General features: G+C 59.2%; 37 protein-coding genes. 19 read left to right on the plus strand and 18 right to left on the minus strand.

Annotated features, from left to right (window positions below; genetic code table 11):
• Window positions 1–38 precede the first annotated feature (38 nt).
• The gene (locus tag WFP06_RS12290; protein ID WP_336987451.1) at window positions 39–452 is read left to right on the plus strand and encodes a YidH family protein; all 414 of its coding nucleotides are present in this window, start codon (window positions 39–41) and stop codon (window positions 450–452) included.
• On the opposite strand, the gene WFP06_RS12295 is transcribed toward WFP06_RS12290, so the two are convergent.
• From WFP06_RS12295 to gluQRS, 5 genes are all read right to left on the minus strand, one after another.
• Window positions 449–808 (minus strand): hypothetical protein, encoded by a 360-nt coding sequence (locus tag WFP06_RS12295; RefSeq protein ID WP_336987452.1) that lies wholly within the window; start codon window positions 806–808, stop codon window positions 449–451. The two genes, WFP06_RS12290 and WFP06_RS12295, sit on opposite strands and share 4 nt — an antisense overlap.
• Window positions 809–860: 52 nt before the next feature.
• Entirely contained in the window at window positions 861–1,730 is an 870-nt protein-coding gene (locus WFP06_RS12300; RefSeq protein WP_336987453.1) for a 3-hydroxyacyl-CoA dehydrogenase family protein, read from the minus strand.
• A gap of 65 nt (window positions 1,731–1,795) precedes the next feature.
• Window positions 1,796–2,371: a cob(I)yrinic acid a,c-diamide adenosyltransferase gene (locus WFP06_RS12305; protein ID WP_336987454.1), complete on the minus strand. Its 576-nt coding sequence runs from the start codon at window positions 2,369–2,371 to the stop codon at window positions 1,796–1,798.
• A gap of 16 nt (window positions 2,372–2,387) precedes the next feature.
• The gene (locus tag WFP06_RS12310; RefSeq protein WP_336987455.1) at window positions 2,388–2,618 is read right to left on the minus strand and encodes a hypothetical protein; all 231 of its coding nucleotides are present in this window, start codon (window positions 2,616–2,618) and stop codon (window positions 2,388–2,390) included.
• Between the two features lie 9 nt (window positions 2,619–2,627).
• Entirely contained in the window at window positions 2,628–3,458 is an 831-nt protein-coding gene (gene gluQRS / locus WFP06_RS12315) for a tRNA glutamyl-Q(34) synthetase GluQRS (RefSeq protein ID WP_336987456.1), read from the minus strand.
• Between the two features lie 125 nt (window positions 3,459–3,583).
• Here gluQRS and WFP06_RS12320 point away from each other — a divergent pair, with 125 nt between their 5' ends.
• Window positions 3,584–4,192 (plus strand): HNH endonuclease, encoded by a 609-nt coding sequence (locus tag WFP06_RS12320; RefSeq protein ID WP_336987457.1) that lies wholly within the window; start codon window positions 3,584–3,586, stop codon window positions 4,190–4,192.
• On the opposite strand, the gene kynU is transcribed toward WFP06_RS12320, so the two are convergent.
• The 7 genes from kynU to dksA all read right to left on the minus strand — a co-directional run bounded on the left by kynU (window position 4,189) and on the right by dksA (window position 9,761).
• Window positions 4,189–5,412: a kynureninase gene (kynU, locus tag WFP06_RS12325; RefSeq protein WP_336987458.1), complete on the minus strand. Its 1,224-nt coding sequence runs from the start codon at window positions 5,410–5,412 to the stop codon at window positions 4,189–4,191. The two genes, WFP06_RS12320 and kynU, sit on opposite strands and share 4 nt — an antisense overlap.
• On the minus strand, window positions 5,409–6,035 hold the full coding sequence (gene kynB / locus WFP06_RS12330) for an arylformamidase (RefSeq protein WP_336987459.1): 627 nt from the start codon (window positions 6,033–6,035) through the stop codon (window positions 5,409–5,411). The genes kynU and kynB overlap by 4 nt, the downstream gene beginning before the upstream one ends.
• Window positions 6,032–6,823, minus strand: coding sequence for a tryptophan 2,3-dioxygenase (locus WFP06_RS12335; protein ID WP_336987460.1), 792 nt, complete (start codon window positions 6,821–6,823; stop codon window positions 6,032–6,034). The genes kynB and WFP06_RS12335 overlap by 4 nt, the downstream gene beginning before the upstream one ends.
• A gap of 33 nt (window positions 6,824–6,856) precedes the next feature.
• Complete coding sequence (locus WFP06_RS12340; RefSeq protein WP_336987461.1) at window positions 6,857–7,273, minus strand: DUF4112 domain-containing protein; 417 nt, start codon at window positions 7,271–7,273, stop codon at window positions 6,857–6,859.
• Between the two features lie 18 nt (window positions 7,274–7,291).
• On the minus strand, window positions 7,292–8,767 hold the full coding sequence (locus WFP06_RS12345) for an ABC transporter substrate-binding protein (RefSeq protein WP_336987462.1): 1,476 nt from the start codon (window positions 8,765–8,767) through the stop codon (window positions 7,292–7,294).
• Window positions 8,768–8,814: 47 nt separating this feature from the next.
• Window positions 8,815–9,189, minus strand: coding sequence for a PilZ domain-containing protein (locus WFP06_RS12350; RefSeq protein WP_336987463.1), 375 nt, complete (start codon window positions 9,187–9,189; stop codon window positions 8,815–8,817).
• A gap of 113 nt (window positions 9,190–9,302) precedes the next feature.
• Window positions 9,303–9,761: an RNA polymerase-binding protein DksA gene (dksA, locus tag WFP06_RS12355; protein WP_336987464.1), complete on the minus strand. Its 459-nt coding sequence runs from the start codon at window positions 9,759–9,761 to the stop codon at window positions 9,303–9,305.
• 309 nt (window positions 9,762–10,070) lie between these two features.
• Here dksA and WFP06_RS12360 point away from each other — a divergent pair, with 309 nt between their 5' ends.
• Window positions 10,071–10,400, plus strand: a complete 330-nt coding sequence (locus WFP06_RS12360) for a hypothetical protein (protein ID WP_336987465.1) — start codon at window positions 10,071–10,073, stop codon at window positions 10,398–10,400.
• Here WFP06_RS12360 and WFP06_RS12365 read toward each other — a convergent pair whose 3' ends face one another.
• Genes WFP06_RS12365 through WFP06_RS12385 form a run of 5 tightly spaced genes read right to left on the minus strand, consistent with a single transcriptional unit; the run spans window position 10,401 to window position 13,617 of the window.
• Complete coding sequence (locus WFP06_RS12365; RefSeq protein WP_336987466.1) at window positions 10,401–11,552, minus strand: GNAT family N-acetyltransferase; 1,152 nt, start codon at window positions 11,550–11,552, stop codon at window positions 10,401–10,403. It abuts the gene before it with no gap.
• Complete coding sequence (locus WFP06_RS12370) at window positions 11,549–12,280, minus strand: glycerophosphodiester phosphodiesterase family protein (protein WP_336987467.1); 732 nt, start codon at window positions 12,278–12,280, stop codon at window positions 11,549–11,551. Before WFP06_RS12370 ends, WFP06_RS12365 begins: the two co-directional genes overlap by 4 nt.
• A 13-nt stretch (window positions 12,281–12,293) precedes the next feature.
• Window positions 12,294–12,755 (minus strand): RidA family protein, encoded by a 462-nt coding sequence (locus WFP06_RS12375; RefSeq protein WP_336987468.1) that lies wholly within the window; start codon window positions 12,753–12,755, stop codon window positions 12,294–12,296.
• Complete coding sequence (locus tag WFP06_RS12380) at window positions 12,755–13,384, minus strand: HAD family hydrolase (RefSeq protein ID WP_336987469.1); 630 nt, start codon at window positions 13,382–13,384, stop codon at window positions 12,755–12,757. Before WFP06_RS12380 ends, WFP06_RS12375 begins: the two co-directional genes overlap by 1 nt.
• Entirely contained in the window at window positions 13,381–13,617 is a 237-nt protein-coding gene (locus WFP06_RS12385) for a DUF3572 family protein (RefSeq protein WP_336987470.1), read from the minus strand. Before WFP06_RS12385 ends, WFP06_RS12380 begins: the two co-directional genes overlap by 4 nt.
• A gap of 77 nt (window positions 13,618–13,694) precedes the next feature.
• Between WFP06_RS12385 and WFP06_RS12390 the strand changes: the two genes are divergently transcribed.
• The 4 genes from WFP06_RS12390 to WFP06_RS12405 all read left to right on the plus strand — a co-directional run bounded on the left by WFP06_RS12390 (window position 13,695) and on the right by WFP06_RS12405 (window position 16,374).
• The gene (locus WFP06_RS12390) at window positions 13,695–14,078 is read left to right on the plus strand and encodes a response regulator (protein ID WP_336987471.1); all 384 of its coding nucleotides are present in this window, start codon (window positions 13,695–13,697) and stop codon (window positions 14,076–14,078) included.
• A gap of 75 nt (window positions 14,079–14,153) precedes the next feature.
• A complete protein-coding gene (locus tag WFP06_RS12395) occupies window positions 14,154–14,396 on the plus strand; it encodes an acyl carrier protein (RefSeq protein WP_336987472.1) in 243 nt (80 codons plus the stop codon).
• Window positions 14,397–14,403: 7 nt separating this feature from the next.
• A complete protein-coding gene (gene spt / locus WFP06_RS12400) occupies window positions 14,404–15,654 on the plus strand; it encodes a serine palmitoyltransferase (protein WP_336987473.1) in 1,251 nt (416 codons plus the stop codon).
• A 291-nt stretch (window positions 15,655–15,945) separates the two neighbouring features.
• Entirely contained in the window at window positions 15,946–16,374 is a 429-nt protein-coding gene (locus WFP06_RS12405; RefSeq protein ID WP_336987696.1) for an OsmC family protein, read from the plus strand.
• Between the two features lie 45 nt (window positions 16,375–16,419).
• On the opposite strand, the gene WFP06_RS12410 is transcribed toward WFP06_RS12405, so the two are convergent.
• On the minus strand, window positions 16,420–17,061 hold the full coding sequence (locus tag WFP06_RS12410) for a YqaA family protein (RefSeq protein WP_336987474.1): 642 nt from the start codon (window positions 17,059–17,061) through the stop codon (window positions 16,420–16,422).
• A gap of 323 nt (window positions 17,062–17,384) precedes the next feature.
• Here WFP06_RS12410 and WFP06_RS12415 point away from each other — a divergent pair, with 323 nt between their 5' ends.
• The 12 genes from WFP06_RS12415 (at window position 17,385) to WFP06_RS12470 (ending at window position 24,931) form a co-directional block, all read left to right on the plus strand.
• Window positions 17,385–17,996, plus strand: coding sequence for a hypothetical protein (locus WFP06_RS12415; protein WP_336987475.1), 612 nt, complete (start codon window positions 17,385–17,387; stop codon window positions 17,994–17,996).
• A gap of 31 nt (window positions 17,997–18,027) precedes the next feature.
• Window positions 18,028–19,332, plus strand: coding sequence for a DNA-packaging protein (locus WFP06_RS12420; protein ID WP_419716229.1), 1,305 nt, complete (start codon window positions 18,028–18,030; stop codon window positions 19,330–19,332).
• A gap of 14 nt (window positions 19,333–19,346) precedes the next feature.
• Window positions 19,347–20,504, plus strand: coding sequence for a phage portal protein (locus WFP06_RS12425; RefSeq protein WP_336987476.1), 1,158 nt, complete (start codon window positions 19,347–19,349; stop codon window positions 20,502–20,504).
• Window positions 20,501–20,902: an HK97 family phage prohead protease gene (locus WFP06_RS12430; RefSeq protein WP_336987477.1), complete on the plus strand. Its 402-nt coding sequence runs from the start codon at window positions 20,501–20,503 to the stop codon at window positions 20,900–20,902. The genes WFP06_RS12425 and WFP06_RS12430 overlap by 4 nt, the downstream gene beginning before the upstream one ends.
• A 99-nt stretch (window positions 20,903–21,001) precedes the next feature.
• Window positions 21,002–22,168 carry a phage major capsid protein gene (locus tag WFP06_RS12435; RefSeq protein WP_336987478.1) on the plus strand — a complete coding sequence of 389 codons (1,167 nt, stop codon included), beginning with the start codon at window positions 21,002–21,004 and terminating at the stop codon, window positions 22,166–22,168.
• Between the two features lie 118 nt (window positions 22,169–22,286).
• Window positions 22,287–22,835, plus strand: coding sequence for a head-tail connector protein (locus tag WFP06_RS12440; protein WP_336987479.1), 549 nt, complete (start codon window positions 22,287–22,289; stop codon window positions 22,833–22,835).
• Window positions 22,832–23,002 (plus strand): hypothetical protein, encoded by a 171-nt coding sequence (locus WFP06_RS12445; protein ID WP_336987480.1) that lies wholly within the window; start codon window positions 22,832–22,834, stop codon window positions 23,000–23,002. The genes WFP06_RS12440 and WFP06_RS12445 overlap by 4 nt, the downstream gene beginning before the upstream one ends.
• Before the next feature lie 5 nt (window positions 23,003–23,007).
• Window positions 23,008–23,415: a tail completion protein gp17 gene (gene gp17, locus WFP06_RS12450; RefSeq protein ID WP_336987481.1), complete on the plus strand. Its 408-nt coding sequence runs from the start codon at window positions 23,008–23,010 to the stop codon at window positions 23,413–23,415.
• Window positions 23,412–23,819: a phage major tail protein, TP901-1 family gene (locus WFP06_RS12455; protein ID WP_336987482.1), complete on the plus strand. Its 408-nt coding sequence runs from the start codon at window positions 23,412–23,414 to the stop codon at window positions 23,817–23,819. Before gp17 ends, WFP06_RS12455 begins: the two co-directional genes overlap by 4 nt.
• Window positions 23,816–24,163 carry a gene transfer agent family protein gene (locus tag WFP06_RS12460; protein WP_336987483.1) on the plus strand — a complete coding sequence of 116 codons (348 nt, stop codon included), beginning with the start codon at window positions 23,816–23,818 and terminating at the stop codon, window positions 24,161–24,163. Before WFP06_RS12455 ends, WFP06_RS12460 begins: the two co-directional genes overlap by 4 nt.
• Window positions 24,160–24,354, plus strand: coding sequence for a phage tail assembly chaperone (locus WFP06_RS12465; RefSeq protein WP_336987484.1), 195 nt, complete (start codon window positions 24,160–24,162; stop codon window positions 24,352–24,354). Before WFP06_RS12460 ends, WFP06_RS12465 begins: the two co-directional genes overlap by 4 nt.
• Complete coding sequence (locus tag WFP06_RS12470; protein ID WP_336987485.1) at window positions 24,347–24,931, plus strand: tail tape measure protein; 585 nt, start codon at window positions 24,347–24,349, stop codon at window positions 24,929–24,931. Before WFP06_RS12465 ends, WFP06_RS12470 begins: the two co-directional genes overlap by 8 nt.

A 24,931-nucleotide genomic window follows, 5' to 3' on the forward strand; every position in this document is an offset into this window, starting at 1 on the left:
GTCTGTGCAAGCAAGCCGGGATCGGCTATCCAAAGCGAATGAGTGAGGAATTTCCCAGTTCGAACGAGCTTGCCGAGAAGCGCACCGATTTTGCCGAAGAGCGCACCGACTGGGCAGAGGATCGGACAGTACAGGCAACCGAACGCACTTATGCCGGCTGGCTCAGAACGGCCTTTGCAGCCATTGGCATCGGCTTGGGCTTTCGGGCGGTTTTCGGCGATTTCGACCCGCCGTGGCTGGCTAAGGCTATCGCAACGGTATTTATCATAATCGGCGGTATCGTCGCGTGGTCAGCCCAGCGTAACGCCTGCAAAAGCATGGAGCGCCTCCACACCCACGATGTAAAGGCGCCTCGAACGCTGCATATGCGCTGGCTCAGTTATATCGTGTCCAGCGGCGCGGCGATTTTGGTAATTGCTTTATGGCTGCTGCGCAAAAGCGTCGTCACCTAGCTACCGTCACCAGGCAGACCATCAGGTTTGCTGCGCTTGCCGTACTTATCGACATTGTCGTCATGATTTGGCTCGCCCTCGAACGCGCCCATATCAATCCGGCCCGAACATTCCATATCGCGCATATGGTCGATCACGTCCTGCGTGGAATCGCCCAATAGTCCCGATGAGTTTTTGTCTTTTGTGCTTTCCGTCGGGCTAGCTGTCTCTTCGGTCAGGTCGCGGGCCTGTTGCGCAACTTCCTGCGCCTGCGAGCGGTGGTCGTCCTGCTCGTCATTGTGCGTTTCGGGGGCAAGGTTTGCCTGGCGCGCTTCCTGACTTTCGCCGCCGGACTCTTTTTTTGATGCTTTCGACATTTTTATCTCCTTTGCCAACGCAACGGTCGGCGCAGGAAACCCGTTCCGAGAATTAGCGGGTCGGAACCGGACTTTCGCCGGTGTAGTCGTAAAATCCGCGCCCGGTCTTGCGGCCGAGCCAGCCCGCTTCGACATATTTCACAAGCAGTGGCGCGGGGCGATATTTGCTGTCGCCAGTCGTATTATAGAGCACCATCACAATGTCGAGACATGTGTCCAGACCCACGAAATCGGCCAGTTCCAGCGGCCCCATCGGGTGATTGAGCCCGATTCGGCAACCTTTGTCGATATCTTCGATACTGGCAGTGCCCTGCCCCAGAACAAATACCGCTTCATTGATCATCGGAAGCAGGATGCGGTTGACGACAAATCCCGGTTCGTCCTGCACTTCGACAACCTGCTTGTTCAGCTTGCCCGCGAAGGCACGCATCCTTTCTGTGGTTTCCGGCGCTGTCGCGAGGCCCGGAATGACTTCTATCAAACCCATGATCGGGACCGGATTGAAAAAGTGGAGCCCGATGAAACGTGCCGGATCAGGCGAATGGTTCGCCATCCGGGTAATCGGGATCGAACTGGTGTTGCTCGCCAAAATGGCATCGGGGCCAAGCACTTTTCCGGCCTCGGCAAAAATGGCCTGTTTGATCGGCTCTTTCTCGGTTGCCGCCTCGATGATCAGTTCGGCATCTGCCATGGGCGCATAGTCGGCAACCGGCCTGATGCGGTTCAACGTCGCGTCCGCTGCGGCAACTTCAATTTTGCCTTTGGCCACCAGCTTGCCGAGTGCGCCTTCGATCCCAGTTTTGGATTTTTCGGCGATGGCAATATCGACGTCAGCAAGCAACACCTGCATCCCCGCCTGCGCCACGCTCTGCGCGATGCCTGCGCCCATCTGGCCCGCACCGATAATTCCGACGATATTCATTGGTATTCCCTCTTCGCAGTTGCAGCATTGGCCCTAGCGACAGGGCGCAGCGATTGCCAGAGGGGTTATCGATTTGCGCCGGGTGTCCATTTTACATCGGCCACGCCATTATTATTCAACACCCGGGCAAGGACGAACAGATAGTCCGAAAGCCGGTTGATATATGCCCGCGCTGCCGGGTTAACCGGCTCCGCATCGGCGAGTGCCATCACCGACCGTTCCGACCGGCGCACGGAAGCGCGCGCAAGATGCGTACGCGCCGCGGCCTCGCTTCCACCGGGCAAAACGAAACTTGTGAGCGGCTCCAGATCTGCATTCAATCGATCGATTGCCTGTTCGAGCCAGTCCACCTGCGACTGGATAATTCGCAGCACCATTTCGGACGGCTTGAAATCTTCGTTATCGTCAGCAGGCGTCGCAAGATCGGCGCCAAGATCGAACAGATCGTCTTGAATGCGGATAAGCGCCTCGCGGTGCGCACCCCCCAGCGCGACTGCGGCGAAACCGACCATGCTGTTCGCCTCGTCTACCGCGCCGATTGCCTCGATCCGCGCCGAATATTTCGGGCAGCGCGAACCATCAACCAGTCCGGTCGAGCCATCGTCGCCGGTTCGGGTGTAGATCTTGTTCAGCTTTACCAATTGTCGGTTCCGGAAATTACCTGTTCAGCATCAACAATATGCCAACGACGACAACAGCCAATGCCTGATATTTTATCCGGGCGAACATGGCCTGGTTTTGTTTAAGCTGCATATCACTGGCGTCCTGGCCTTCGCCAGTCTCGAGATCGATTTTCGTGCTTTGCATAAATGCAATGATTCCGCGGACAAGGCTGACGACAACCATGACCGCAAGGATCACGATAACTATGGTGAGGATTGTGTTCATGAGCCCTATTTAGGGTCGACCCGGCGAAATGCCAGCGGGGAAGTTGCGCGATCGTAACCGGTCAGCCAGTTTTTTTCCGTCCTGGCCTCCCAGCCGCCGGTCTGCAAGCGACGGCGAGTTCCTGCTTTTGGCCAGTTTTTGGCCGCTTTCGTCCAGCAGCAAATCGTGATGATACCAGGTGGGAACAGCCAGGCCGAGCAATTTCTGAACCAGACGGTGAATGTGGCTGGCAGCAAACAGATCGGCGCCGCGGGTTACCAGCGTCACCCCGTCATCGGCGTCATCGATTGTCGCCGCCAGATGATAGCTTGCAGGCGCATCTTTGCGAAACAGGACAACGTCACCTGCTTCTGCGGCCTTACATTCCTGGGTCCCCGCCAGCCTATCATGCCATGTCAATGGCGGGCATTCGGCCAGCGCCCGCTGAACATCCATTCGCCATGCCACCGGCCCGGACGCAGGCACATCGCGGCCTTTGCAGGTACCGGGATAAACCGGGCCGTCGGGCCCTGACGCAATTGACGCAGCCAGCACTTCTGAGCGGGTGCAGATGCACGGATATAACAGGCCGCGCTTCTTCAACACGGCGCCTGCCGCATCATACCTTTCGATGCGGGCGGATTGCGGGGGCACCTCGTCCCAGTCCAGCCCGAGCCACCGCAGGTCATCACGGAACATTCCGGCCAGTTCAGGCCTGCTTCGCGCGCCGTCGATGTCTTCGATCCGCAGGATAAATTTTCCGTCTGCCTCGCGCGCCAAATCATGCGCGATTATTGCCGAAAACGCATGACCCAGATGAAGCGCGCCATTGGGACTGGGAGCAAATCGTGTGACGACCAAGCGGCTTACTCCTTCTTGATTTCCGGCCCGGGAAATGCAGATCCTTGTGGATTGCGCCCCTGTCACAGACTTGACGCTATAGGATGCTTCATGTTCCTTGCCGTCAATAGAGAGGTATCCGAACTTTGTTCAAGGCAGACCTGATTGAGCGCGCTGCCCGATTTCGTAGCGCCAATGAAGATCCAACGCGTAGCCCCGAAAGCTGCCCGGCACTGGTGCTCAATGCAGATTACACACCGCTATCTTATTATCCGCTCAGCTTGTGGCCATGGCAGACCGCGATAAAGGCGGTCTTTCTGGAGCGGGTCGATGTCATCGAAAGCTATGACAGGGCGGTCCATTCCCCCTCGCTCGATATGCCGATACCCTCGGTCATAGCCTTGCGGCAATATGTCAGGCCCAGCCAGTTTCCCGCATTCACGCGGTTCAACGTATTCTTGCGCGACCGGTTTTGCTGCCAATATTGCGGCAGTCCCCAAAATCTGACGTTCGACCATGTCGTACCGCGCCGTCTGGGCGGGAAAACGACGTGGGAGAATATCCTGACAGCCTGTGCGCCGTGCAATATGAAAAAGGGCGGACGGACGCCCCAACAGGCGAAAATGAGCATTTTGCGCGAACCCATCCGGCCGACAAGCTGGCAGATGCAGGAAAGAGGCAGAGCGTTCCCGCCCCATTTCCTGCATGAAACGTGGCGCGACTGGCTTTACTGGGATGTGGAACTGGAAGCCTAGGTGACCGCGCTGCGCTGCGAAAATTCCGCGCGCTGCCATTCGCCGGATCGAATAACCTGCGACAGGCCGTCTGCCGCGTTCATGATATCCTCGAACGTCAGATAACTCGGCGCAAACCCGAGCCGCAGGATATCGGGGTCGCGAAAATCGCCAATGATGCCGCGAGCGATCAGGGCCTGACAAATCGGGTAAGCCTGTTCTAGCCGGTATGAGATCTGGCTGCCGCGAGACATGGGGTCAGGCGGGCTCGCCAGTTCAAGTTCGGGGAGCAAACGGTGCACGGCAGCGCGAAAGAATTCGCTCATATCCCGCGATTTTTTCCATAAGGCTCGCGCGCCGATTTCCGCCGCAATTTCAACCCCGACCTCCAGCGCTGCAAGCCCGATGATATGCGGTGTGCCCGCCAGCAACCGGGCTGTGCCGGCAGCGGGAACATATCGATCATCGAACGCAAACGGCTCCTTGTGCCCCATCCAGCCGCTTAGCGGTTGCTGCAATTCGCGGTGATGACGCTCTGCGACATAGGCAAAAGCGGGCGCGCCCGGTCCGCCATTGAGGTATTTGTAGCCGCACCCGACCGCGAAATCTGCGCCGGCATTTGTAAGATCAACTTCGACCGCGCCTGCACTGTGCGAAAGGTCCCACAACACCAGCGCACCGGCAGCGTGAGCCGCCCTGGTCAGCTGCGCCATATCATGCATTCGTCCGGTTTTGTAATGTACGTGCGTAAGCAGCAGCAGCGCGGTGTCATCATCAAGCGCTCCCTCCAGATCACCATGTGCAGCGGTTTTCTGTACTGCCAGTCCCTGCGCCTCAAGACCCTGTATCATATAGAGATCAGTGGGAAAATTACCCGGTTCTGAAAGTACGGTCTTGCGCCCCGGACGCATGGCCAATGCCGCAGCAATCAGTTTGAACAGGTTCACCGACACGGAATCCGCGACAATAACCTCGCCGGCTGCGGCGCCGATAAGCGGAGCGATTTTGCCTCCGACCCGCTGCGGCGCGGTAATCCAGTCCGCATCGTTCCAACTGCGGATCAGCCCCTGCCCCCATTCCTTCCGGACGGTTTCTTCAATCCGGCCAGGCGCAGCGTTGGGCAAGGCGCCCAAAGAATTTCCGTCAAGATAGATAATCCCTTCGGGCAGCGAGAAAAGCTGGCGATATTTCGCCAGCGGATCGGCAGCGTCGAGTTTTCGGGCCATAGCGAGGTCAGTCATGGAAGCTCTCTCAATACAGCCCTGACCGGCGAAGCATCACCGCCTTCGATCGGCAGCGGCAGCGCGATCAGTTCGTAAATGCCGGCCTCCACATCATCGAGCACAAGGCCTTCAAGGACGCGGATATCCGCGCGCAAAACTGCATTATGGGCATCCATCGATTTGGAGTTTTGCGGATCAATCGAAGGGGTGTCGATACCGATCAGCGTGACACCATGCATCGCCAGCCAGCGGATGGCTTCGGGCGAAATGGCGGTAAAGTCTTCCTCCCATTGCGTATGCGGAAACCGTTCGTAAGTCCGCAGAAGTATCCGGGTGATGCCCAGAAGGTTGGGCAGGTCTGATTCCTGGATCAGGCCGACCGCCTTGCGCGCATCCACCACCAGACATTTGCCGAGATAAGGCGTCAGATCGACCGAAGCGATATCGGCACCGTCCTGCGAATAATGCAGCGGCGCATCAGCATGAGCGCCGGTATGCGTCGAAAGCGTCAGCCGCGACACATTGACCGGAGAGCCGTCCGCCATCTTCCAAGTTTGTTCCCCGCCAAAAGGCGTGTCGCCAGGCCATACCGGCACACCCGGGTGTAACCGCTGCGAAATATCCCAGATACGCTGTTTCATATGGCGGTGCGTACCGAAAGCAGTTCGGGGAAGAAGCCCTTTTTAAGTACGCTTTCGAGGTAACCCACGCCGGATGTGCCGCCGGTGCCGCGCTTGAAGCCGATAATCCGCTCCACAGTTTTCATATGGCCGAAGCGCCACCGCTGGAAATGATACTCGAGATCGACCAGCTTTTCAGCCAGCTCGTACAAATCCCAGTATTTCTGCGGATCACGGTAAATTACGGCCCATGCTGCCTCGACCTCGTCAGATGCTTCCCACGGGGCCGCACAGTCGCGGCCAAGAATGGCCTGCGGTATGTCGAAACCCCGGCGGGCCAGAAGCTGGATAGCCTCGTCATACAGACTGCGGCGGTGCATCTCGGCGCGGAGCATGTCGGCGACTTCAGGAGTTGCTTCATGCATCGTCACCATATCGGGATTGCGCCCGCCAAGCAGGAACTCCATCAACCGGTATTGCGATGACTGGAAACCGCTGGAAGTGCCCAGAAATGGCCGGACCAGCGAATAATCATGCGGTGTCATGGTGCTGAGGACTTCCCAGCTATGAATGAGCTGGTTTTGCGCCCGCGCCACTCGGGCGAGCATCTTGAAGGCTGGCCTGACACTGTCGGCGATAATGGCTTCTCGCGCAGCATTCAATTCGTGCAAACACAGTTTCAGCCAAAGTTCGCTGGCCTGATGCACAATAATGAACAACATCTCGTCGTGCGCATCGGACGCGGGATGCTGCGCCGAAAGAACTTTCTCCAGAGCAAGGTATCCGGAATATGTGACATCTGTTGACATATAATAGTCGCTATCATGCCTGCCAGTGTGTGGTCACCCTTCGATAACCCTTGTTTCGGGATGATGCTTGTCGAGATGCTTTCTGACGATCCGCAGATTGCGCGAGTTGGACCGGTAGAGAAAATCGAACGCATCGCCTGCAAGAGGGACAGCGCCAAGTAGCGAATCGACCCCGACATTCCCGGCCATCCGCCACAATTTCCATTTTGGGAGGCCGATATTCTTCGCTTCCCACACCAGATACATTCCCATTACAGCTGTCACTATATCGCCGACCACCGGGACTAGACCGACCAGCGAATCCAGGCCGACGGGAATTTTCGTTCCGGGTACATGAAAACTTCGTTCCAGCAATCGCTCCATTGTCTCGATCCGCTTGCGGACTGACTGGATATCATTGCCGACCGGCAGCTCGAAACCCATCGGACGGGGGCGGTCAGGTTGCTCCATGAAATTCTCCCTACCCGCTTAAATGGGGCGATTTGCCAGTGGCGGCAAGGGGTGCAAACCCCATCTGTTATTGATAAAACCCGTGATATTTCCGCGCACAAGCGACCATCTGATCGGCGCTCCGAAAGGGATATATATGTTCGAAGCATTCAGCACAGCTTCGGCCTCGCGCAGAATTGCATCGCGCCGGCCCGGATCGGCTTCCCTGATCGTATCAAGCACCAGCGCATCGACTTCTGGCGAGCACAGGCCCAGGTTCAGGCTGCAATTGAACTGGTTCAGAAACCACCGCGGACTGGCAAACCGGGCCAGCCTGTCAACCAACACCAGATCTGCCTGATCTTCCTGCGTCACGAGCTCGCTGGTGATACCGGCAGCGGCAAGATCTTTTCTGATCTGGCTGAAAAGCAGTTCGCTTCCGGGCCCTGCGGGAAAGGCAATTTTCAGCCGCGGCGAATTGCCACCATTGGCGGCACGCCATCGCTCCACACGCTGCAAGGCAATCGCCTGCCGTTGCTCAATGGATAGATCCGGCCACCGTTCGGCGCCGGTATCGACTTCACCATCAAGATCGGGTGCGACCGCTCTGGTTGTGGCTACCCAGCCGCCGATGTTGAACGGCTCGAGCAGCGCAGTCCGGTCGATCGCAAGCGTTATCGCCTCGCGCTGGATCGCTTCTGACAGGAAGCCCTTGCTGCTTTTTATCCGCAGACCGAACAAACCCACTGCCGCGTCCAGCCTGACCGTGCCGCGGGATAGGGCGCCCGTATCGGCCAGAGAAAGCGAGGATATCCGGCCATTCAGGACAATGTCTGCTGCGCCGCTATCGAATTGCGCGATGGCTTTGTCGGCCGACGCCGCAGTGACCCGGATTGGCTCGAAATATTCTTCCCAGTCGTCGCGCATGGGCAGGCCGCGCATATCGGGCGGCAACATGGTCAGTTCGGCGGCATCGCCTTTTCGCTCCAGCGCCATCGGCCCCACGCCCGACGCATTCCGGCGCAGCCCCAGTTCAGGCTGCGCCAGAAGCTGCAATAGCCCGGGAACCGGCCCTTCCAGCCGGATTTCGACTACACGCCCCGTCATCGCCCGCACTTCGGTAACCGGTGCTAGATCCAGCCCGAGTGATGTGCCGCGAAGGCCCGCGATGGCGCGGGTGAGGGCTGTTTTGACGGTCTCGCTGGTCAGCGCTGTCCCGCCTGCCCATTCACCGTCGCGCAGCCTGAAAATATAGCTTTGCCCGTCATCTGTAACGATCCAGCGGTCTGCCAGCGCAGGTACGACTTCGCCCGACGCATCGAATGCGACCAGGCCTTCGGTGGTTGCGCCGCGTAACAATTGGGCTGGCGCCGAAAGCCGCAAGCCGGGATCGAACATCGATTCGGGATCGCCGATAATGACGGCATCGACGATGCCGTCATCCCGCGCCCCGTCACAGCCCGGCAATGCGGCGAGAAGCGCCAAAATTCCAAGTGCTGAGAAAAAACGCGCCATGGGCGCGACACTAGCACATGCCGGCGCGGCAGGTCAGCGGCAATCGTTCAAATCTTGCGGAGGCTGTCCGCATTGTCAGGACCGCGCGCCAATTTAACCGGCCGGGAAGGATAAGCAGCCTTGCCCGCGGCATTTCCGCTCACAGGCTCGCGAGCCAATCCGGGGTCGATTTCGTCGGTGAACGCAATTCCGAACCGGTTGTCCTGGACCCATGCGACCGATCCTTCGACCGTCCCGACATTGCGCAGATCGACCAGCAGCTGGGCGCCGCGACTGACGGGGACGCTGCCTTCTGCCATCATGCCGCCCGGCGAGAGATTGCGAACTTTGACCCGGTAAGTGTCAGGCATCCCGTCAAACCGCACATCGGCAGCCAGAAACAGGCTGTCCCGCGGTATATGTCTTGTTTCGACGGCGCTCATGATTGCTCCAGCATTCGCGTGATAAACCCGTGGTAACTGACCGGAATTCCGCGCAGCCCCGCTGGCCAAAGGCCATATCAGATCAAGCGCTAAAGAATGCTTAACCGGCGCTATCAGTCGTCGCGGCTGCTTCTCTCGCGGCGCTCATGCGCTTCCTGTGCTTCCACTGTCATGGTTGCAACCGGACGAGCGATCAGTCGCTTCAGCCCAATGGGATCACCGGTGACTTCGCAATAGCCATATTCGCCTTCGTCAATCCTGCGCAGCGCGGCATTTATCTTTGTGACCAGCTTGCGCTGCCTGTCACGCGTACGCAGTTCGATACCCCATTCCGTTTCGCTGGAAGCGCGATCATTCAGATCCGGTTCGCGGATCGGCGCATCCTGGAGCGACTGGAGCGTCGCGTTGGCTGACGCCAGAATCGTGTCTTTCCAGGCAAGCAATAATTCGCGGAAATAATCACGCTGCTGCTCGCCCATATAATCCTCGTCATCGCTCGGTACATAATCCGTATCTAGCGCGCTTTTCGCCTTGGCGAGGATATCTACGTCATCGGTCAACAAAGTGCCCATCGGTGCAATCACATCCTTTAGTCTTCCCGTGTGGCCGGACGATCTTTGCCGCCTCGATCCGTCACTGGCTTTTGCGGTCCTGCGTATGGCGCGGGCCTATAGAACGCAGACAATTCAGGCACAAGCGGCAATAGTCTGATATGTTAACCGTCGAGAAATTTAACCCGGTGAAAGCCTGGTTTTGTGCGGGTTTCGGCCCTCTTTCGCCATAAAGCAGAAACAATGTTAACCATTTATTGACCATAATGGCGCGAATGTTGTTTCCTGACAGCGGCCCGGGAGGATCGCTGAAAACAGGGGGAAAGATAAATGCAACTCGTCAAAATCATTACGCAAGATGCGGCACTAGCCGGCACGGCCGGCACCGATATGTTGGTCGCACGGTGCCTTGCTGCAGCAGCGCAGGGCGATAGCGGAGCTTACTATGATTTGGGGGTCGCATTTTCCACCGGCAGTCACGGGGCAGAATGTGATCTGATCGAAGCGCATAAATGGTTTAATCTGGCCGCATCGAAGGGTCACGAAGAAGCGACCTGGTGCCGCGCGGATATTTCCGACGAGATGACAGCGCGCGAAATTGCCGAAGCGCAGCGCAGGGCCCGCGAATGGCTTGCTTCCGTTGCGCGGAAGGTCGCCTGATCAACTCTTTTTAAAAGGTGTATGGTCGCCAAGCCGAAACGCATGGTCAGCCACGCCTTCGCGTTCGCTGACCAGAAAGTCGGCGACCGCTGACCGAAAGCCGGTATCGGCGATGTAATGGGCGGACCATGTTTGGACGGGTTCGTATCCCCTGGCGAGTTTGTGGCCACCTTGGGCGCCCGCCTCGACCCGGCTCAGGCCCAGTTCGATAGCGGCATCGATTGCCTGATAGTAACATAGTTCAAAATGCAGATACGGTTTATCCAGACTGCATCCCCAATACCTGCCATAAAGTGTGTCGGCGCCGATAAAATTGAGCGCGCCTGCTATCGGCACGCCCCTATCGCTGGCCAGTATCAGCATCAACCGGTCGCCCATCTTGCGGGAAAACAGGTCGAATGCGTCGCGCGTCAAATAGGGGATGCCCCATTTTCGCGCGCCGGTATCCTGGTAAAAGTCCCAGAACGCTTCCCAATGTTCGGGCAAGATCAGGTCGCCTGTCAGGCGTTCGATTGAAATGCCGTGCTGCGCCGCCGCGCGTTCTTTACGAACGGCCTTGCGTTTACGCGATGACATGGCAGCCAGAAACGCCTCAAAATCCCCGTAGCCGCGATTGGTCCAGTGAAACTGGATGTCACTGCGGGCAAGCCAGCCTGCCTGCTCGAACAGTTCGAGTTGCGCCGGCTCGATAAAGGTCGCGTGAGCAGACGAGAACCCGTGCTGGAGACACAATTGCTCGGCCGCCTTCAAAAGCGGAACAGCGTATTTTTCGTCGGAAAGCAGAATGCGAGGGCCGGTTGCCGGAGTGAACGGTGCAGAAATCTGAAGCTTGGGGTAATAGCTCCCTCCGGCCCTTTCCCAGGCATCAGCCCAGCTATGATCGAAAACATATTCGCCCTGGCTGTGGCTCTTGACATAGGCGGGTAGCGCAGCAGCCAGCTTGCCGCCGGGCCCTTCGATTACAATCGGTGCAGGGCTCCACCCCGTCCCCGGCCCGACGCTGCCGGATTCCTCAAGTGCAGTCAGAAACGCGTGTGACATGAACGGATTGGCACCGCCGCAAAGAGCATCCCATTCGGCTTGCGGCAAATCGCCAACCGCCGGCGCCAATTTGGCAGTAAAGATACTGTCCGTTGCGGAATTTGCGCTCACGCGGCACCATCCCCCTCGGCAATCGGAGCATCGGCATGGTCCCGTGCGCGGCGGACGTGTTCAGCTGTTCGCACCGTCCAAGTTACGACCGGATAGCCGGCGTTGCGCTTTGCTGCAGCGAACGGGCTTGGCAGATCGCGAATATCATAAGCCAGAAATTGCGGTGCCGCGTGGCGAAACGCAAGTTCGCGCTTGATCCGCGCAGCAAGCGATTTGCCATGCTCTTCCGTGACCACCAATCCGCGCAGCGTGAGCGGTGAATGTTTGGCAAACCAGCGCGGGATGCGCGGGTCGAAGCTCATGATGGCATGAAGCCCGCGATATCCTTCGAGCGCGTGCCGGACAGGCAAGCATAGCGGACTGACCTTCATATCCGACTTCGATTTTATTTCGATGAGCAAGGGAACGCGGCCCGCCACTTGATCGAGCGTCTTGCGAAGGGTCGGTATCGTATCGTCACCGCCGGATAAACCAATGGCGGCCAGCTGGATTGATGTTCTTGCGGCCACCGGTCCGCTCTCGCGGGTAAGCCGGTCCAGTTCCCAATCGTGGAAGACAACGGCGCGGCCATCGCTACTGCGCTGGATATCGCATTCAATGCCCATGCCCCGCTCGATGGCGGCATCGAATGCCGCAGGCGAGTTCTCGGGAATCCCGGATGAATGCAGACCACGGTGGGCAAATTTCCATTCGCGCATCCAGCCAGGATCTGTGCCTGTATCAGCCAATGGAAATCCGGATTTACCCGGCACTGACAGCAATTATTGCATCGACTTCGACTGCCGCGCCCAGCGGCAGAGCCGGCACGCCGACCGCAGCGCGGGCATGGCGCCCGGCGTCACCAAACACCTCGAACATCAGATCGGATGCGCCATTGATGACTTTGGGCTGGTCGGTAAAATCGGGCACACAATTGACAAATCCGCCCAGCTTTATCACCCGCTCCACCCGGTCAAGCGAGCCCAACACTGCCTTGGCCTGTGCCAGGATCATCAATCCGCAAGCGCGCGCGGCATCGATGCCGTGTTCGAGGCTGGTGTCATCTCCCAACTTGCCGGTTATCAGATTTCCGCCGACAAACGGCAACTGCCCGGAGACATATAGGACGCCTGAATGCTCTACCGCAGCGACATAGCTTGCGACGGGCGCTGCCGGTTGCGGCAAAACGATACCTAAACTGGCCAGCTTTTCTTCAATCGTCATTACGCATCCTCTTGGTGTAATTTGTCCAGCAACCATGGCAGAGCTTCGTCCCAGCGATCAATCCTGGCATCCGCATCGCCCGCTTCATGAGCGCAGGGTATATGCGCGGCCAGCGATGGTTCGCCAACAAAGTGCAATCGGCCCACTTGCGGGGTTTCCTTCGCAGCCGAAGCGTGATGCTGCGCCAGATCATCGACAAAAACAGCCCGGTTGGGGGAGTATTCTTCGATAATGGCGCGGATTGCCAGACCCTTGGGGCCCTGGTTGGTGAAAACCGGGACATGAATTCCGTGTCCGGCAAGCTGTGCCGAACGTTGATCGCGGCGATGATCGAGCAGATTGGTCAGAACCACCACGTCAGCGTTCTCGCCGATGACCGACAATGCGCCCGACGCTCCCGGTATTTCGGTTTGGCGATCCATTTCGGTGTCGAAAAACCGGTTTAGCAGCCGCCAGATCTCTGCCTGTTCGACAGGTTTGTCATTATCCTTGCAGCGCAGAGCGTTTGCAAAATCGCCCCCGTCCATCTTGAAGGTCACATCCTGTTCTTCATCAAGCCACGTCTTGAAATGGCTGACCATGTGCAGCAGCACTTCATCGCAGTCGGTAATCAATAACGGGCGGGTCATGCAGTTAATCTTTCCCGCGCGATGGCGATTTCGGAAGGGCCGATGTTCAGCGCTGTGGCTGCTGCGACAAGGTCCGGCTCGTGACTGCACAGAAAATCCAGCACAGCCAGTTGGACCGATGTTTCAGCCAGGCTGTCGCGCAAGATTTCGGGAGTCAGCCCGGTCAGGGCAAGAAGGCGCTGGGCGCGGTCATCGTCTGCCAGTACCCAGCCCAGCACCGACAGAGCGAGCACGTGCGGATCGTTGGTAGCGGGGGAAGGTTTACCCTGGTGAATTGTCAGCGTCCCGTGTCGGCCATAAAGAGCTGGCCATGGCGAAGAGAATACTTGTTGTCGAGGATAACGACCTTAACCGCAAATTGTTCACCGATGTTTTGCGTGCGAACGGGATGGAGGTGGAGCCGGTAGGCGATGGCAATGCCGTAATCACCGCCGCACGGAGTTTTGCACCCGACCTTGTTATCATGGATATCCAGCTTCCCGAGATATCCGGTCTTGACCTTATCCTCGCTATCAAAAGCGATGCGTCGCTTCGATCAATCCCGATATTGGCTGTCACAGCCTATGCCGGAAAGGGCGACGAGGACCGCATTCGCGATGCCGGCGCGGAAGGATATCTGGCGAAGCCGGTGAGTATCGGGCCGTTCATGCAAGCGGTCAAAGCGCTGCTTCCTGCGCCGGTGCCGGAAGAATAGTTACGGCCCGTTCGCTTGACATTCATCTTCACTGGCCGCTTTTGCGCCGTAAATCATAATTAGGAGCCGCCCATCATGGACAGAGCCGAAGTTGACGCCACCATCCGCGAATTAATCGCACCCTTCAACAAGAAGGAAATCGACATTAGTGACGGCACGACATTTGCCGGCGATCTGGAATTTGACAGCCTGACGGTCATGGACTTCGTTGCGGCGATCGAGGACGAGTTCGATATCATCATCAGTATGAACCAGCAGGCGGAAATCGAAAAATACAGCCAGCTGGTTGATGCCGTTTGCAATTCGAAGGACGATTGAGCGTAATATGAGCGAAGGTATCGGCCAGCCAGACCAGCCGCAGGAACTTGACGGGGGGACACCCGATCTGTTCAGCAAATTCGATCCGCTAATCGAACAGCGCAGGGCCTTGCTGGAAGGCGGCCTGACCGATCCTTTCAGTCTGGTGATGGAGCAGGTGCTTTCTCCAACGCGCGCGATCTGTAATGGCCGCGACACGATTTTGCTGGGCACCTACAATTACATGGGCATGACCTTTGACCCCGATGTCGTTGCGGCGGGAAAGCAGGCGCTGGCCGATTTCGGCACCGGAACCACCGGCAGCCGCGTGCTGAACGGGACGTATCAGGGACATAAAGAGTGCGAGGATGCGCTGCGGGAATTTTACGGGATGGACCATGCGATGGTCTTTTCCACCGGCTATCAGGCCAACCTCGGCATTATCAGTACCATCGCGGGCAAGGGCGATTATGTCGTTCTGGATATCGATAGCCATGCCAGCATCTGGGATGGCTGCGCGATGGGCAACGCCGAGATCGTTCCCTTCAAGCATAACGATATCGAAGCGATGGAAAAGCGCCTGAAACGCATTCCCGAAGGCGCGGGCAAGCTGGTTGTGATCGAAGGTGTCTATTCGATGCTGGGCGATGTCGCGCCGCTGAAGGAAATGGTCCGCATCGCCAAGGAAAACGGCGCGATGGTGCTGGTCGATGAAGCGCATTCGATGGGCTTCATCGGTGAAAACGGCCGCGGCGTTGCGGAAGCTGTCGGCGTAATGGACGATGTCGATTTCATCATCGGCACTTTTTCCAAAAGCGTCGGAACGGTCGGCGGTTTCTGCGTTTCCAACCACCCCAAGTTTGAAATCATGCGGCTGGTTTGCCGGCCCTATGTGTTTACCGCGAGCCTGCCGCCAAGCGTTGTTGCCACTGCCGCCACCAGTATTCGCAAATTGATGCAAGGGTCCAACAAGCGCGCGCATTTGTGGGAAAACTCGCGCAACCTGCATCAGGGTTTGCGCGATCTGGGTTTCCAATTGGGAACTGCGGAAGCGCAAAGCGCGATCATTGCAGTTATTATGCCCGACCTCGAAAAGGGTGCTGCCATGTGGGAGGCGCTGCTGAATGAAGGGCTTTATGTAAATCTGGCACGTCCGCCTGCCACACCGGCGAACATGACCTTGCTGCGCTGTTCGCTGTGCGCGGAACACACAGAAGAAGAAGTGCGGACCATCCTGGGTATGTTCGAACGGGCAGGCAAGGCGATCGGCATTATCTGACGCGGATAGCAGGCCGCGCGCCACGGGCGACGGATGTGAAGCCGGCAGCGATAGCGATCGGCGATGTGTAAAATTGTGGGTCTGTGTTCTTGTTTAGTATGGGGCGCAACAATGGCCGGCAACATGCGAACGCAGCGGCCAACCTGGTCTGACCGCGCTCGCATCATGGAAACCCCGGCAGTGGGACAACGCCGATTTCAATCCAGCGGTTTGCGGTCAGACAGATTATCGCATCCGGTTTGCAGGAACATACGCACCTCTGCCCCGTCTTTCCTGTGAAGGAGAATGATGATGACTACCAACACCGGCAGCGCAAAATATGAAGGCCTTGGTAAAGACGGCAAAGGCCATGTTTCGACCGGGTCAGGCGCGCTCGACGATCAGCCGTATGGTTTCCAGACCCGTTTCGAAGATGAGCCCGGTACCAATCCCGAAGAACTGATCGCAGCAGCCCACGCAAGCTGCTTCACCATGGCGCTCAGCTTCGCCCTTGCGAAGGCTGGCCACGAGCAGGGTTCGCTTCATACCGATGCCAAGGTCACGCTGGAAAAGGACGGTGACGGTTTCACGGTCACCCGTTCCGATCTGACGGTCACGGGCAAAGTGGATGCCATCGAAGAATCGCAATTCCGCGAACTGGCGAACGGCGCAAAGACCGATTGCCCGATTTCCAAATTGTTGACCTGCGATATTTCACTCGACGTGAAGTTTGACGCCTAGATCACTCCGGGCCGGATAGCGAACCTGTCCGGCCCGGCCGATCGTTTACCGCGGTAATTCCTGCGCCGCTTGCGCTGCGCATCCGCTCACCCCCTTGTCCTCGCCGCCGCCAAACATCGTGACAGCCAGAATGCCGCCCACGATCAGCACCGCGAAGAAAGTTGTCAGCAAGCCAAGATATTTATCGATTATGCGTTTGATCGGCGCACCGAAAACGCGGAACAGGATGCCCACCGTGAGGAAGATGATCGAGCGGCCGACGATGCTGGCGACGATAAACGTCACCAGATTCATCTCGATAAATCCCGCTGTGATGGTCAGCAATTTGAAGGGAACCGGGGTCATCGCCGCAAAGATTACCGCCTCCGCGCCATACTCGCGTAAAGTGCAGGCAGCGACGGGGAAACTGTCGGACAGACCCAGCGCGGCGAGCAATTGTTCGCCAACCGCATCATAAAGTCCCCAGCCGATCGCATAACCGAGCAAGGCACCCGCGACCGAGGCCGCAACCGCGATGATGGAAAACCGGATCGCCTTTTTCGGTTCGGCCAGACACATCAGACCAAGCAGCGGATGCGGCGGGATCGGGAAAAAGCTCGATTCAATGAAACAGAAAAATGCCAGCCACCACTCGGCGTGGGGATGTGAGGCTTTTTCGAGAGTCCAATTATATAAACTGCGCAGCAAGCCAGCCTCCTGTAACGCCGCGCCCTTTAAGCGAGCGGGTGCCGGGCAGCAAGCGAATTGGCAGGGCGCCTGCGCCATTCTGGTTTCCGGTATGCGCCCGCACAATCTGACGGCACACAGCAATGGCTTGAGAACCACAGCGCATCACATTGAATTAACCTATCTGGCACTTTTTTGTTGACATTGTCACGCTCGTTGGTTAGAGAAACGGAACATCGCAATAAACCGATTCGAAAAGGGCGGCGCCGGATTTTCCGGGGTCGCCCTTTGCTGTCCGCGCTCTGCAGGTGTGCGGCGGGGTTCAAGCCGGAGTGACCAGTAACATGAAACCAAAAACGGACCGGAACGGTTTGTGGACTGCCGATTTCCTTACTGCAATTCGAAATGGAGACACCCCGACCAAGGCAGCGGCGTGGCTGGGTTTGTCCCGCTCGACCGCCTATGCACGGCGCGACAAGGATGCCGCATTTGCGCTGGCGTGGGATGCCGCCAAATGTGCAGACACAGCCGCGGGCGGACATCAGCAAACCCGCAAGCCGGGCGGCCCGTGGAAGCGCCAGTTTCTGGAATTTCTGGCCGAAACGTCCAACGTCTCGGCCTCTGCATTGCGCGCCAAGGTAAAACTGCACCGTGCATACCAGACACGGCGCAGCGATCCCGAATTTGCGGCGCTATGGCGAAAGGCCTTGTTCGAAGGGTACGAACATCTGGAAATGGAAGTCCTGGCCTATTTGCGGGGCAATCTGCCTGATCGCAAAATCGACGTACCCAATGCCATTCGCCAATTGGCGGCGCATCGCAAGACGGTGGCCGAAATTCGCGCATTCGAAGATGACGAGAATGAACAGGACGTGCTTGATTCCATCGACAAGGTCATTGATGAGATGAAAGCCGAATGGGCCGCATCCGAGCAGGCGAAAAACCAAAATGGTTAGTTTGCCAAGCGAAAGACGCGCGGCAATCGGCATGGCTGAATCAAAAAGGGAACTGGATTTCCTCAACCGGCTCAACAAACGCCAGATGGCGTCTGCGCGGCGCAACTGGCGGACGCAGGCGCATGACGGCCAGATTGCGCCATTGGGCAACTGGTCCACCTGGCTGCTGATGGCGGGGCGCGGTTTTGGTAAAACCCGCGCCGGGTCCGAATGGCTTAGTGCGCTCGCCCAGCGGAACCCTTCGGCGCGGATTGCGCTGGTTGCAGCATCGCTTGGCGAAGCCCGCGCAGTGATGGTGGAAGGCGATAGCGGGGTGTTGGCGGTGGCTCCGCCGCGCTGGCGCCCCGTGTTCGAACCATCCCGCCGGTTGCTGCGCTGGCCCAATGGGGCGCAAGCCAGCCTGTTTTCGGCAGCCGAGCCTGAAAGTTTGCGCGGGCCGCAGCACAGCCATGCATGGTGCGACGAGCTGGCTAAATGGGAACGGTCGGGCGACCGGGCGGAAAAAACGTGGGACAATCTGCAGCTCGGGATGCGGCTGGGTGCAAGGCCGCAAACCCTGGTTACGACAACGCCGCGCAGTGTGCCGCTGGTGCGGCGTCTGAAAGCTGACCCGTCGGTGACTGTGACGGGAGGCAGGACCAGCGAAAATGCGGACAACCTATCGCCCGAATTCATGCGCGCGATGCACCGGCAGTTTGGTGACACGGCGCTGGGCAGGCAGGAACTGGATGGCGAATTGCTGGAGGATGCCGAAGGCGCACTATGGAGCCGTGCGCTGGTCGAACAATGCCGCTGCGGCCCCGGCAGAGATATCGCCGCCGACCCGTTTTCCCGCATCGTGATCGGTGTCGATCCTCCTGCCAGCGCGCACGGCGATGCGTGCGGAATTATCGTGGTCGGCCAGACGGAAGACGGTCACGGCGTCGTTCTGGCTGATTGCTCGGTTGAAAAAGCCAGCCCCGAACGCTGGGCGCGGGCGGTCGCAGGGGCAGCACAGGTATGGTGCGCCGACCGGATCGTGGCCGAAGCAAATCAGGGCGGTGCAATGGTGGGCAGCGTGTTGCGCGCGGCCAATATCGCGCTGCCGGTCAAACTGGTGCACGCCAGCCGGGGCAAATCCGCGCGCGCAGAACCGGTCGCCGCCTTATACGAAGCCGGACGGGTCAGCCATGCCGGCCTGTTCGCAAAACTGGAAGACGAAATGTGCGGTTTGATGGCCGGGGGAACCTATGATGGCCCCGGTCGCAGCCCGGACCGGGCCGATGCGCTCGTCTGGGCGCTAAGTGAAATGATGCTCGGCCAGCAGCGCCAGCCGCGTGTCCATACCGACCTTTAGACCAAGGATAATCCATGTCATTTATCGATAGTCTGGCTTCCGCCTTCAAGGGCGGCGGCGCAAATCGTGTGCCTTTGGCGCGCGGATATATTTCGCCCTGGGCAGCCGCCTTCGATAGCCGTCCGGCACGCGGCCCATTTGATTATAGCCGCGCTGTTCGCGAGGGGTTTGTCGCCAATCCGGTTGCCCAGCGGGCCGTACGGATCGTGGCCGAAGGGGTCGGCAGTGCGCCGCTGGAAACGGGCGACAAAAATCTGGCCAGCCTCGTCAGCGCCACCAGCGCGGGGCAGTCACTGGTCGAAACTCTCGCCGCGCAATTGCTGCTTCACGGAAATGGCTATGTCCAGATCATGAAGGACGGCGCGGGGATGCCCACCGAACTGTTTGCGCTGCGGCCCGAACGCATCACAATCGTACCGGGCGCTGATGGCTGGCCCGCCGCCTATGCCTACAAGCTGGCCGATCGGACGCTGAACTTGCCGCTGGATGACGAAGCGGGCTGGCCCAATGTGATCCATTTGAAGGCATTCCATCCGGCCGACGACCATTATGGTGCCAGCAGTCTGGCTGCAGCAGAACAAGCGGTGGCGATCCATAATTCCGCTTCAGAATGGAACCGCGCCTTGCTGGAAAATGCCGCGCGGCCTTCGGGCGCGCTGGTTCACGATGCGGGCGATACTGGCGGGCTGACCGCCGACCAGTTCGAGCGTCTGCGTAACGAGTTGGCGCAGGCGTTCAGCGGACAGGGTAATGCCGGGCGGCCCATGCTGCTGGAGGGTGGACTGACGTGGCAAAGCCTGTCGATGAGCCCGGCAGATATGGACTTTGCCACGCTCAAGGCCGCGGCTGCCCGCGATATCGCGCTCGCCTTTGGAGTGCCGCCGATGTTGCTGGGTCTTCCCGGAGACAACACTTACGCCAATTACCGCGAGGCGAACCGCGCACTCTGGCGCCTGACACTGCTGCCGCTTGCGACCAAGATCCTTTCGGGATTGCAGGAAGGTCTGGCCCCGTGGTTTCCGGGCGGCAGGCTGGCGATAGATCTCGATAAGATACCGGCCTTGTCCGAAGACCGAGAGAGATTGTGGAGCCAGGTTTCGGGCGCCGATTTCCTGAGCGATGCCGAAAAGCGCGCGATGCTGGGACTGGACACCGGCGGAGCGCGCCCATGACCCGGCCACTGCATTTTGCAGGTTACGCTGCCCTGTTCGGCCGCGCCGATGGTTCGCGCGACACAATCCGGCCCGGCGCCTTCGAGCGATCGATAAGCGAGCGCCGCAGCCAGTTGCCGCTTTACTGGCAGCACAGGCCCGACCAGCAAATCGGCCGCGTCTTGGAAATTTCGGAGGACGCAAAAGGCCTCAGGATTATTGCCGCGATCGACAACCCGGAAGGGTTGGCGGGCAAGTTACTGGCCCGCCGCGAAGTGGACGGATTGAGCTTCGGCTACCGCGCGCGGCGGTTTCATCACACCATTGCGGGCCGCGTGCTCGAAGATATCGATCTGCACGAGATCAGCCTGGTTACCCATCCCCTCCAGCACGGCGCGAGAGTCCATCTGATCAGCTGACCCGCCGGCTCCTGCAGGTTTCGCTTTGGCGGCCATTTCCGGCGGCCATTCTTGTCCTTCTCACCACCACCCAAGCCCCACGACGAAAGGTACTAATTCATGGATACCGTCCCCAACCTCAAGACCGAAGCAAACGCGCCTGCCGCCGACCCGCTCGAAGCGTCATTCGATATTGTCGAGCGTCAGGACCGCGCCGATGCGGCAATCAGCGGCCTTCGTAGCGATGTGGACGAGGTGAAAGCCCGCCTCGACCGCGTTTCGCGGGCCGCCAGCCGCCCTGCCATCGCAGCGCCCGAAGGTTCCGCATCCGCCGAAGTCAAAGGCTTCGTGGATGGCTATCTGCGCGGTGGCCGCACCAGCGAGATCAAATCCGTCAACGGTCAGGTTCCGTCCGACGGCGGCTATGCCGTCCCGCGCGAAATCGACGCGATGATCGCTCGCCAGCTGATCGAAATCAGTCCGATCCGGGCAATCTCGCAAGTCGTCCAGACCGGCACCGCGGGTTACCGCAAACTGGTCACAACCGGTGGGACTGCATCGGGCTGGGTCAGCGAAACCGCCGCGCGGCCGGAAACGGATGCCCCCAACTTTGCGGAAATCGCGCCGCCGACGGGCGAGCTTTTCGCCAACCCTGCAGCCAGCCAGGCGATGCTGGATGATGCCGGTTTCGATCTGGAAAACTGGCTGGCGAGCGAAATTTCCATGGAGTTTGCCCGCGCTGAAGGGGCGGCATTCGTCAACGGCTCCGGTTCGGATATGCCCAAAGGTTTTCTGCAAGCGCCCGTTTCGGCTGCGGAAGACAGCGTCCGCCCGTTTGGCACGCTGCAATATCTCGGCACCGGCGATGATGCCGGGTTCGGGGCGACGCCCGAAGCGCGGTTGATCGATCTGGTGCACACCATGAAGGCCGGACACCGGCAAGGTGCAAGCTGGGTCATGAACTCATCGACTTTGGCCGAAGTCCGCAAGCTGAAGACCGCCGACGGCGCGTTCCTGTGGCAGCCCGGACTTGTCGAAGGCCAGCCGGATCGTCTGCTTGGCTATTCGGTGGTGGAGGCAGAAGACATGCCCGATGTTGCAACCGGCGCCTTCCCGATTGCGTTTGGCAACTTCCGCCATGGCTACCTGATTGCCGAGCGCACCGCGACGCAAATCCTGCGTGATCCGTTTACCAACAAGCCGTTTGTCCACTTCTACGCCACCAGGCGCGTTGGCGGACAGGTGCTGGATAGCGCGGCAATCAAGCTGCTCAAGATCGAGGCGTAAGCTTCGAAAGGTGGCGGCTTGTCCCCTTGGCCGCCTGACCGGCGTCCCGTGCTGTAGCGATCTTCCCCGCCGCAGCACGGGCGTATTTTCCTGCCATAATAATTGATGGAGACCGCCAATGAAGCGGGTTGTCATTACGCCTGCAGATCTTGCGGGTCCGGCCTTGGCCGATCTGAAGAAATGGCTCGCCATTTCGGGTGAGCGGGACGACGCGGCGCTGATCGATTTGCTGCACGCCGCGCTCGATAACTGCGAAGCATTCACCGGGACCATGCCGCTGGAACAATCCTGCAGCGAGATGCTGGCGCCGAATACCGCATGGCAAACCTTGGCCGCCCGTCCGGTGCAATCGGTTTCGCAAATTGACTCGGTCACAGCCGGCGGTGCGGTAATAGCGGTGCCGATACAGGATTTCGCAATCGAGCTTGAGGCTGACGGGACGGCCCGGGTGCGTTTGGCTAGTCCGGCAGCCGGGGCAACCGTAACGGTGCGCTTCGATGCAGGGCTGGCACCTGGCTGGGCAGCGCTTCCCGGCGGGATGCGTCACGGGATTTTACGTTACGCTGCCGAAGCATTCCGCGAACGTGACAGCGGATCGCCGCCGGAAGGCATCTCATCCGCGATTGCTGCGCTGTGGCGGCCCTGGTGCCGGCCCAGATTGGCATGATCCGCGCTTCGGTCAAACGGTCGGGCCAATCCTTCGCCGCCGGTCTGGAAACCAAGGCAAAGGCCATCGCGCTTGCAACCGCAGAAATCCGGCTTCGCAAACAAAATGGCCTGGCCAGTTACTGGCGCATTCCGCGCCTTCTCTGGCCGCTATTCACGAAAGGCTGAAGCCAATGGAAATCAGACTTCGCAGCGCGCTTCTCGAATGGCTTGAGGCAGATGAATTGCTTTCGGGAATGCTTAATTCGGTCACCGAGGAGGCGCCGCTATCCGCCACCGCGCCGTGGCTGGGGATCATCGCGAGCGCATCGACCGAATGGGGCAGCAAGGACCGCCGGGGCCACGAAATCCTGATTGCGCTGGAATTGTCGGTGCGGAGCGATGCGCCCGCCAGCGGGAGCGACATCGTCACGCTGATCGACAAGCGTATCGATGCGTTACCCAGACAGTCCGGCGGTCTCGAAATCGTCACCGCCCGTTTCCTGCGGGCCCGCGCCGAGCGGCGTCCGCGCAATCTGCGCAGCATACTGCTGGAATATCGTTTCCGTGTTCTGGAAACCCTGATGGAGAATGTCCAATGACCGCCCAAAAAGGCTCCGCCTTTCTGCTCAAACTCAGCGACGGCGCTGTGCCCCCACAGTATGAAACTGTTGCGGGCCTGCGTACGACGCAAATGTCCATCAATGGCGATACCGTGGTTATCACGCACAAGGATTCGGGCGGCTGGCGGGATCTGCTTTCGGGTGCCGGAACACGCTCCGTATCAGTCAGCGCGGCGGGGATTTTCCTTGGTAGTGACGCCGAACACGGCATCCGCGCACATGCACTTGCCGGCACCATCGACGATTATGAATTGTCGTTCGAAGACGGCGCAAAATTGCGCGGCAAGTTCCTCGTCCAGCGGCTCGATTATTCGGGCGATTTCAATGGCGAGCGCAATTATACGCTTTCGCTAGAGAGCTCCGGCGTGGTCGCCCCGGTATGACCGGCAATTCAATCAGAGGCGAAGCTGCGCTGGAGATCGGGGGGCAGTGCCGCGTGCTCCGTCCGTCATTTTCCGCGCTGGTCGCTGCCGAAGACGAGCTTGGCCCGTTATTCGCGCTGGTCGAACGCGCAGGTGAAGGCCGGCTGACGCTGGCTGAAATGACCGGGCTGTTCTGGCACTGCCTGGCAAGCCGCGACGATCTTACGCGCGAACAAGTGGGTGAAGGCGTTATCGCGCTGGGGCTGGCGGCCTCTGCCCGCCCGCTGCGCATTTTGCTGGGCCAGATCTTGCAGGGCCAGATCTTGCAGGGCCAGATCTTGCAGGGCCGCCCGGAAGCAGAATGAGCCCGGTGTTTGGCAATCATGCGCGGAAACTGGCCGCTTTGACCAGCAAATATCTCGGCTGGCGGCCCGGCGAGTTCTGGGCTTCAACGCCGGCGGAACTGGTTACCGCTCTGTCCGCCGATCCCGACCATGACGCGCCGCTGGCGCGCAGTGAATTCGAAACATTGATGGAGCGTGACCGCAATGGATGATCCGATCGACGAACTGCTGATTGACGTGCGCGCCAATACGCAGGGCTTTGCCAGCGATATTGCAGAAATGCGATCTTCATTCGATACCACCCTGATCGGCGGTTTCGAACAAGCCGGCAGCGTGCTGGAACGCGGACTGCTGACTGCCTTGCGCAAGGGCAGCCTCGGGTTCGATGATCTCAAACGCATCGGAATGCAGGCGATCGACCAGATCGCCAGTCAGGCAATTAATTCGGGTCTGGCGAACCTGTTTGGTTCGACCGGATCAGCGGGCGGGGGCGGTGCCGCCGGAATCCTGGGCGGGGTTGCCGCTTCACTCCTGGGATTGCCGGGCCGCGCGACCGGCGGACCCGTTTCGCCCGGACGCGGGTATCTGGTCGGCGAACAGGGGCCGGAGTTGTTTGTACCGACATCGTCGGGCCGGGTCGAGAAATCGGCGCAATCGGGTGGTAATCCGCGCGATGTGCGGGTGTCGATCAGTCTGCCAAAGTCGCGCGGTATGGAAACCCCTGTCGCGATGCAGCGAAGTTCGCGGCAAATTGCCAGTGCCGTTCGCCGCGCATTGCAGGAGGCCTGA

It is taken from the genome of Altererythrobacter aquiaggeris, assembly GCF_037154015.1.
In the GTDB taxonomy this organism is placed as follows: Bacteria; Pseudomonadota; Alphaproteobacteria; order Sphingomonadales; family Sphingomonadaceae; genus Aestuarierythrobacter; species Aestuarierythrobacter aquiaggeris.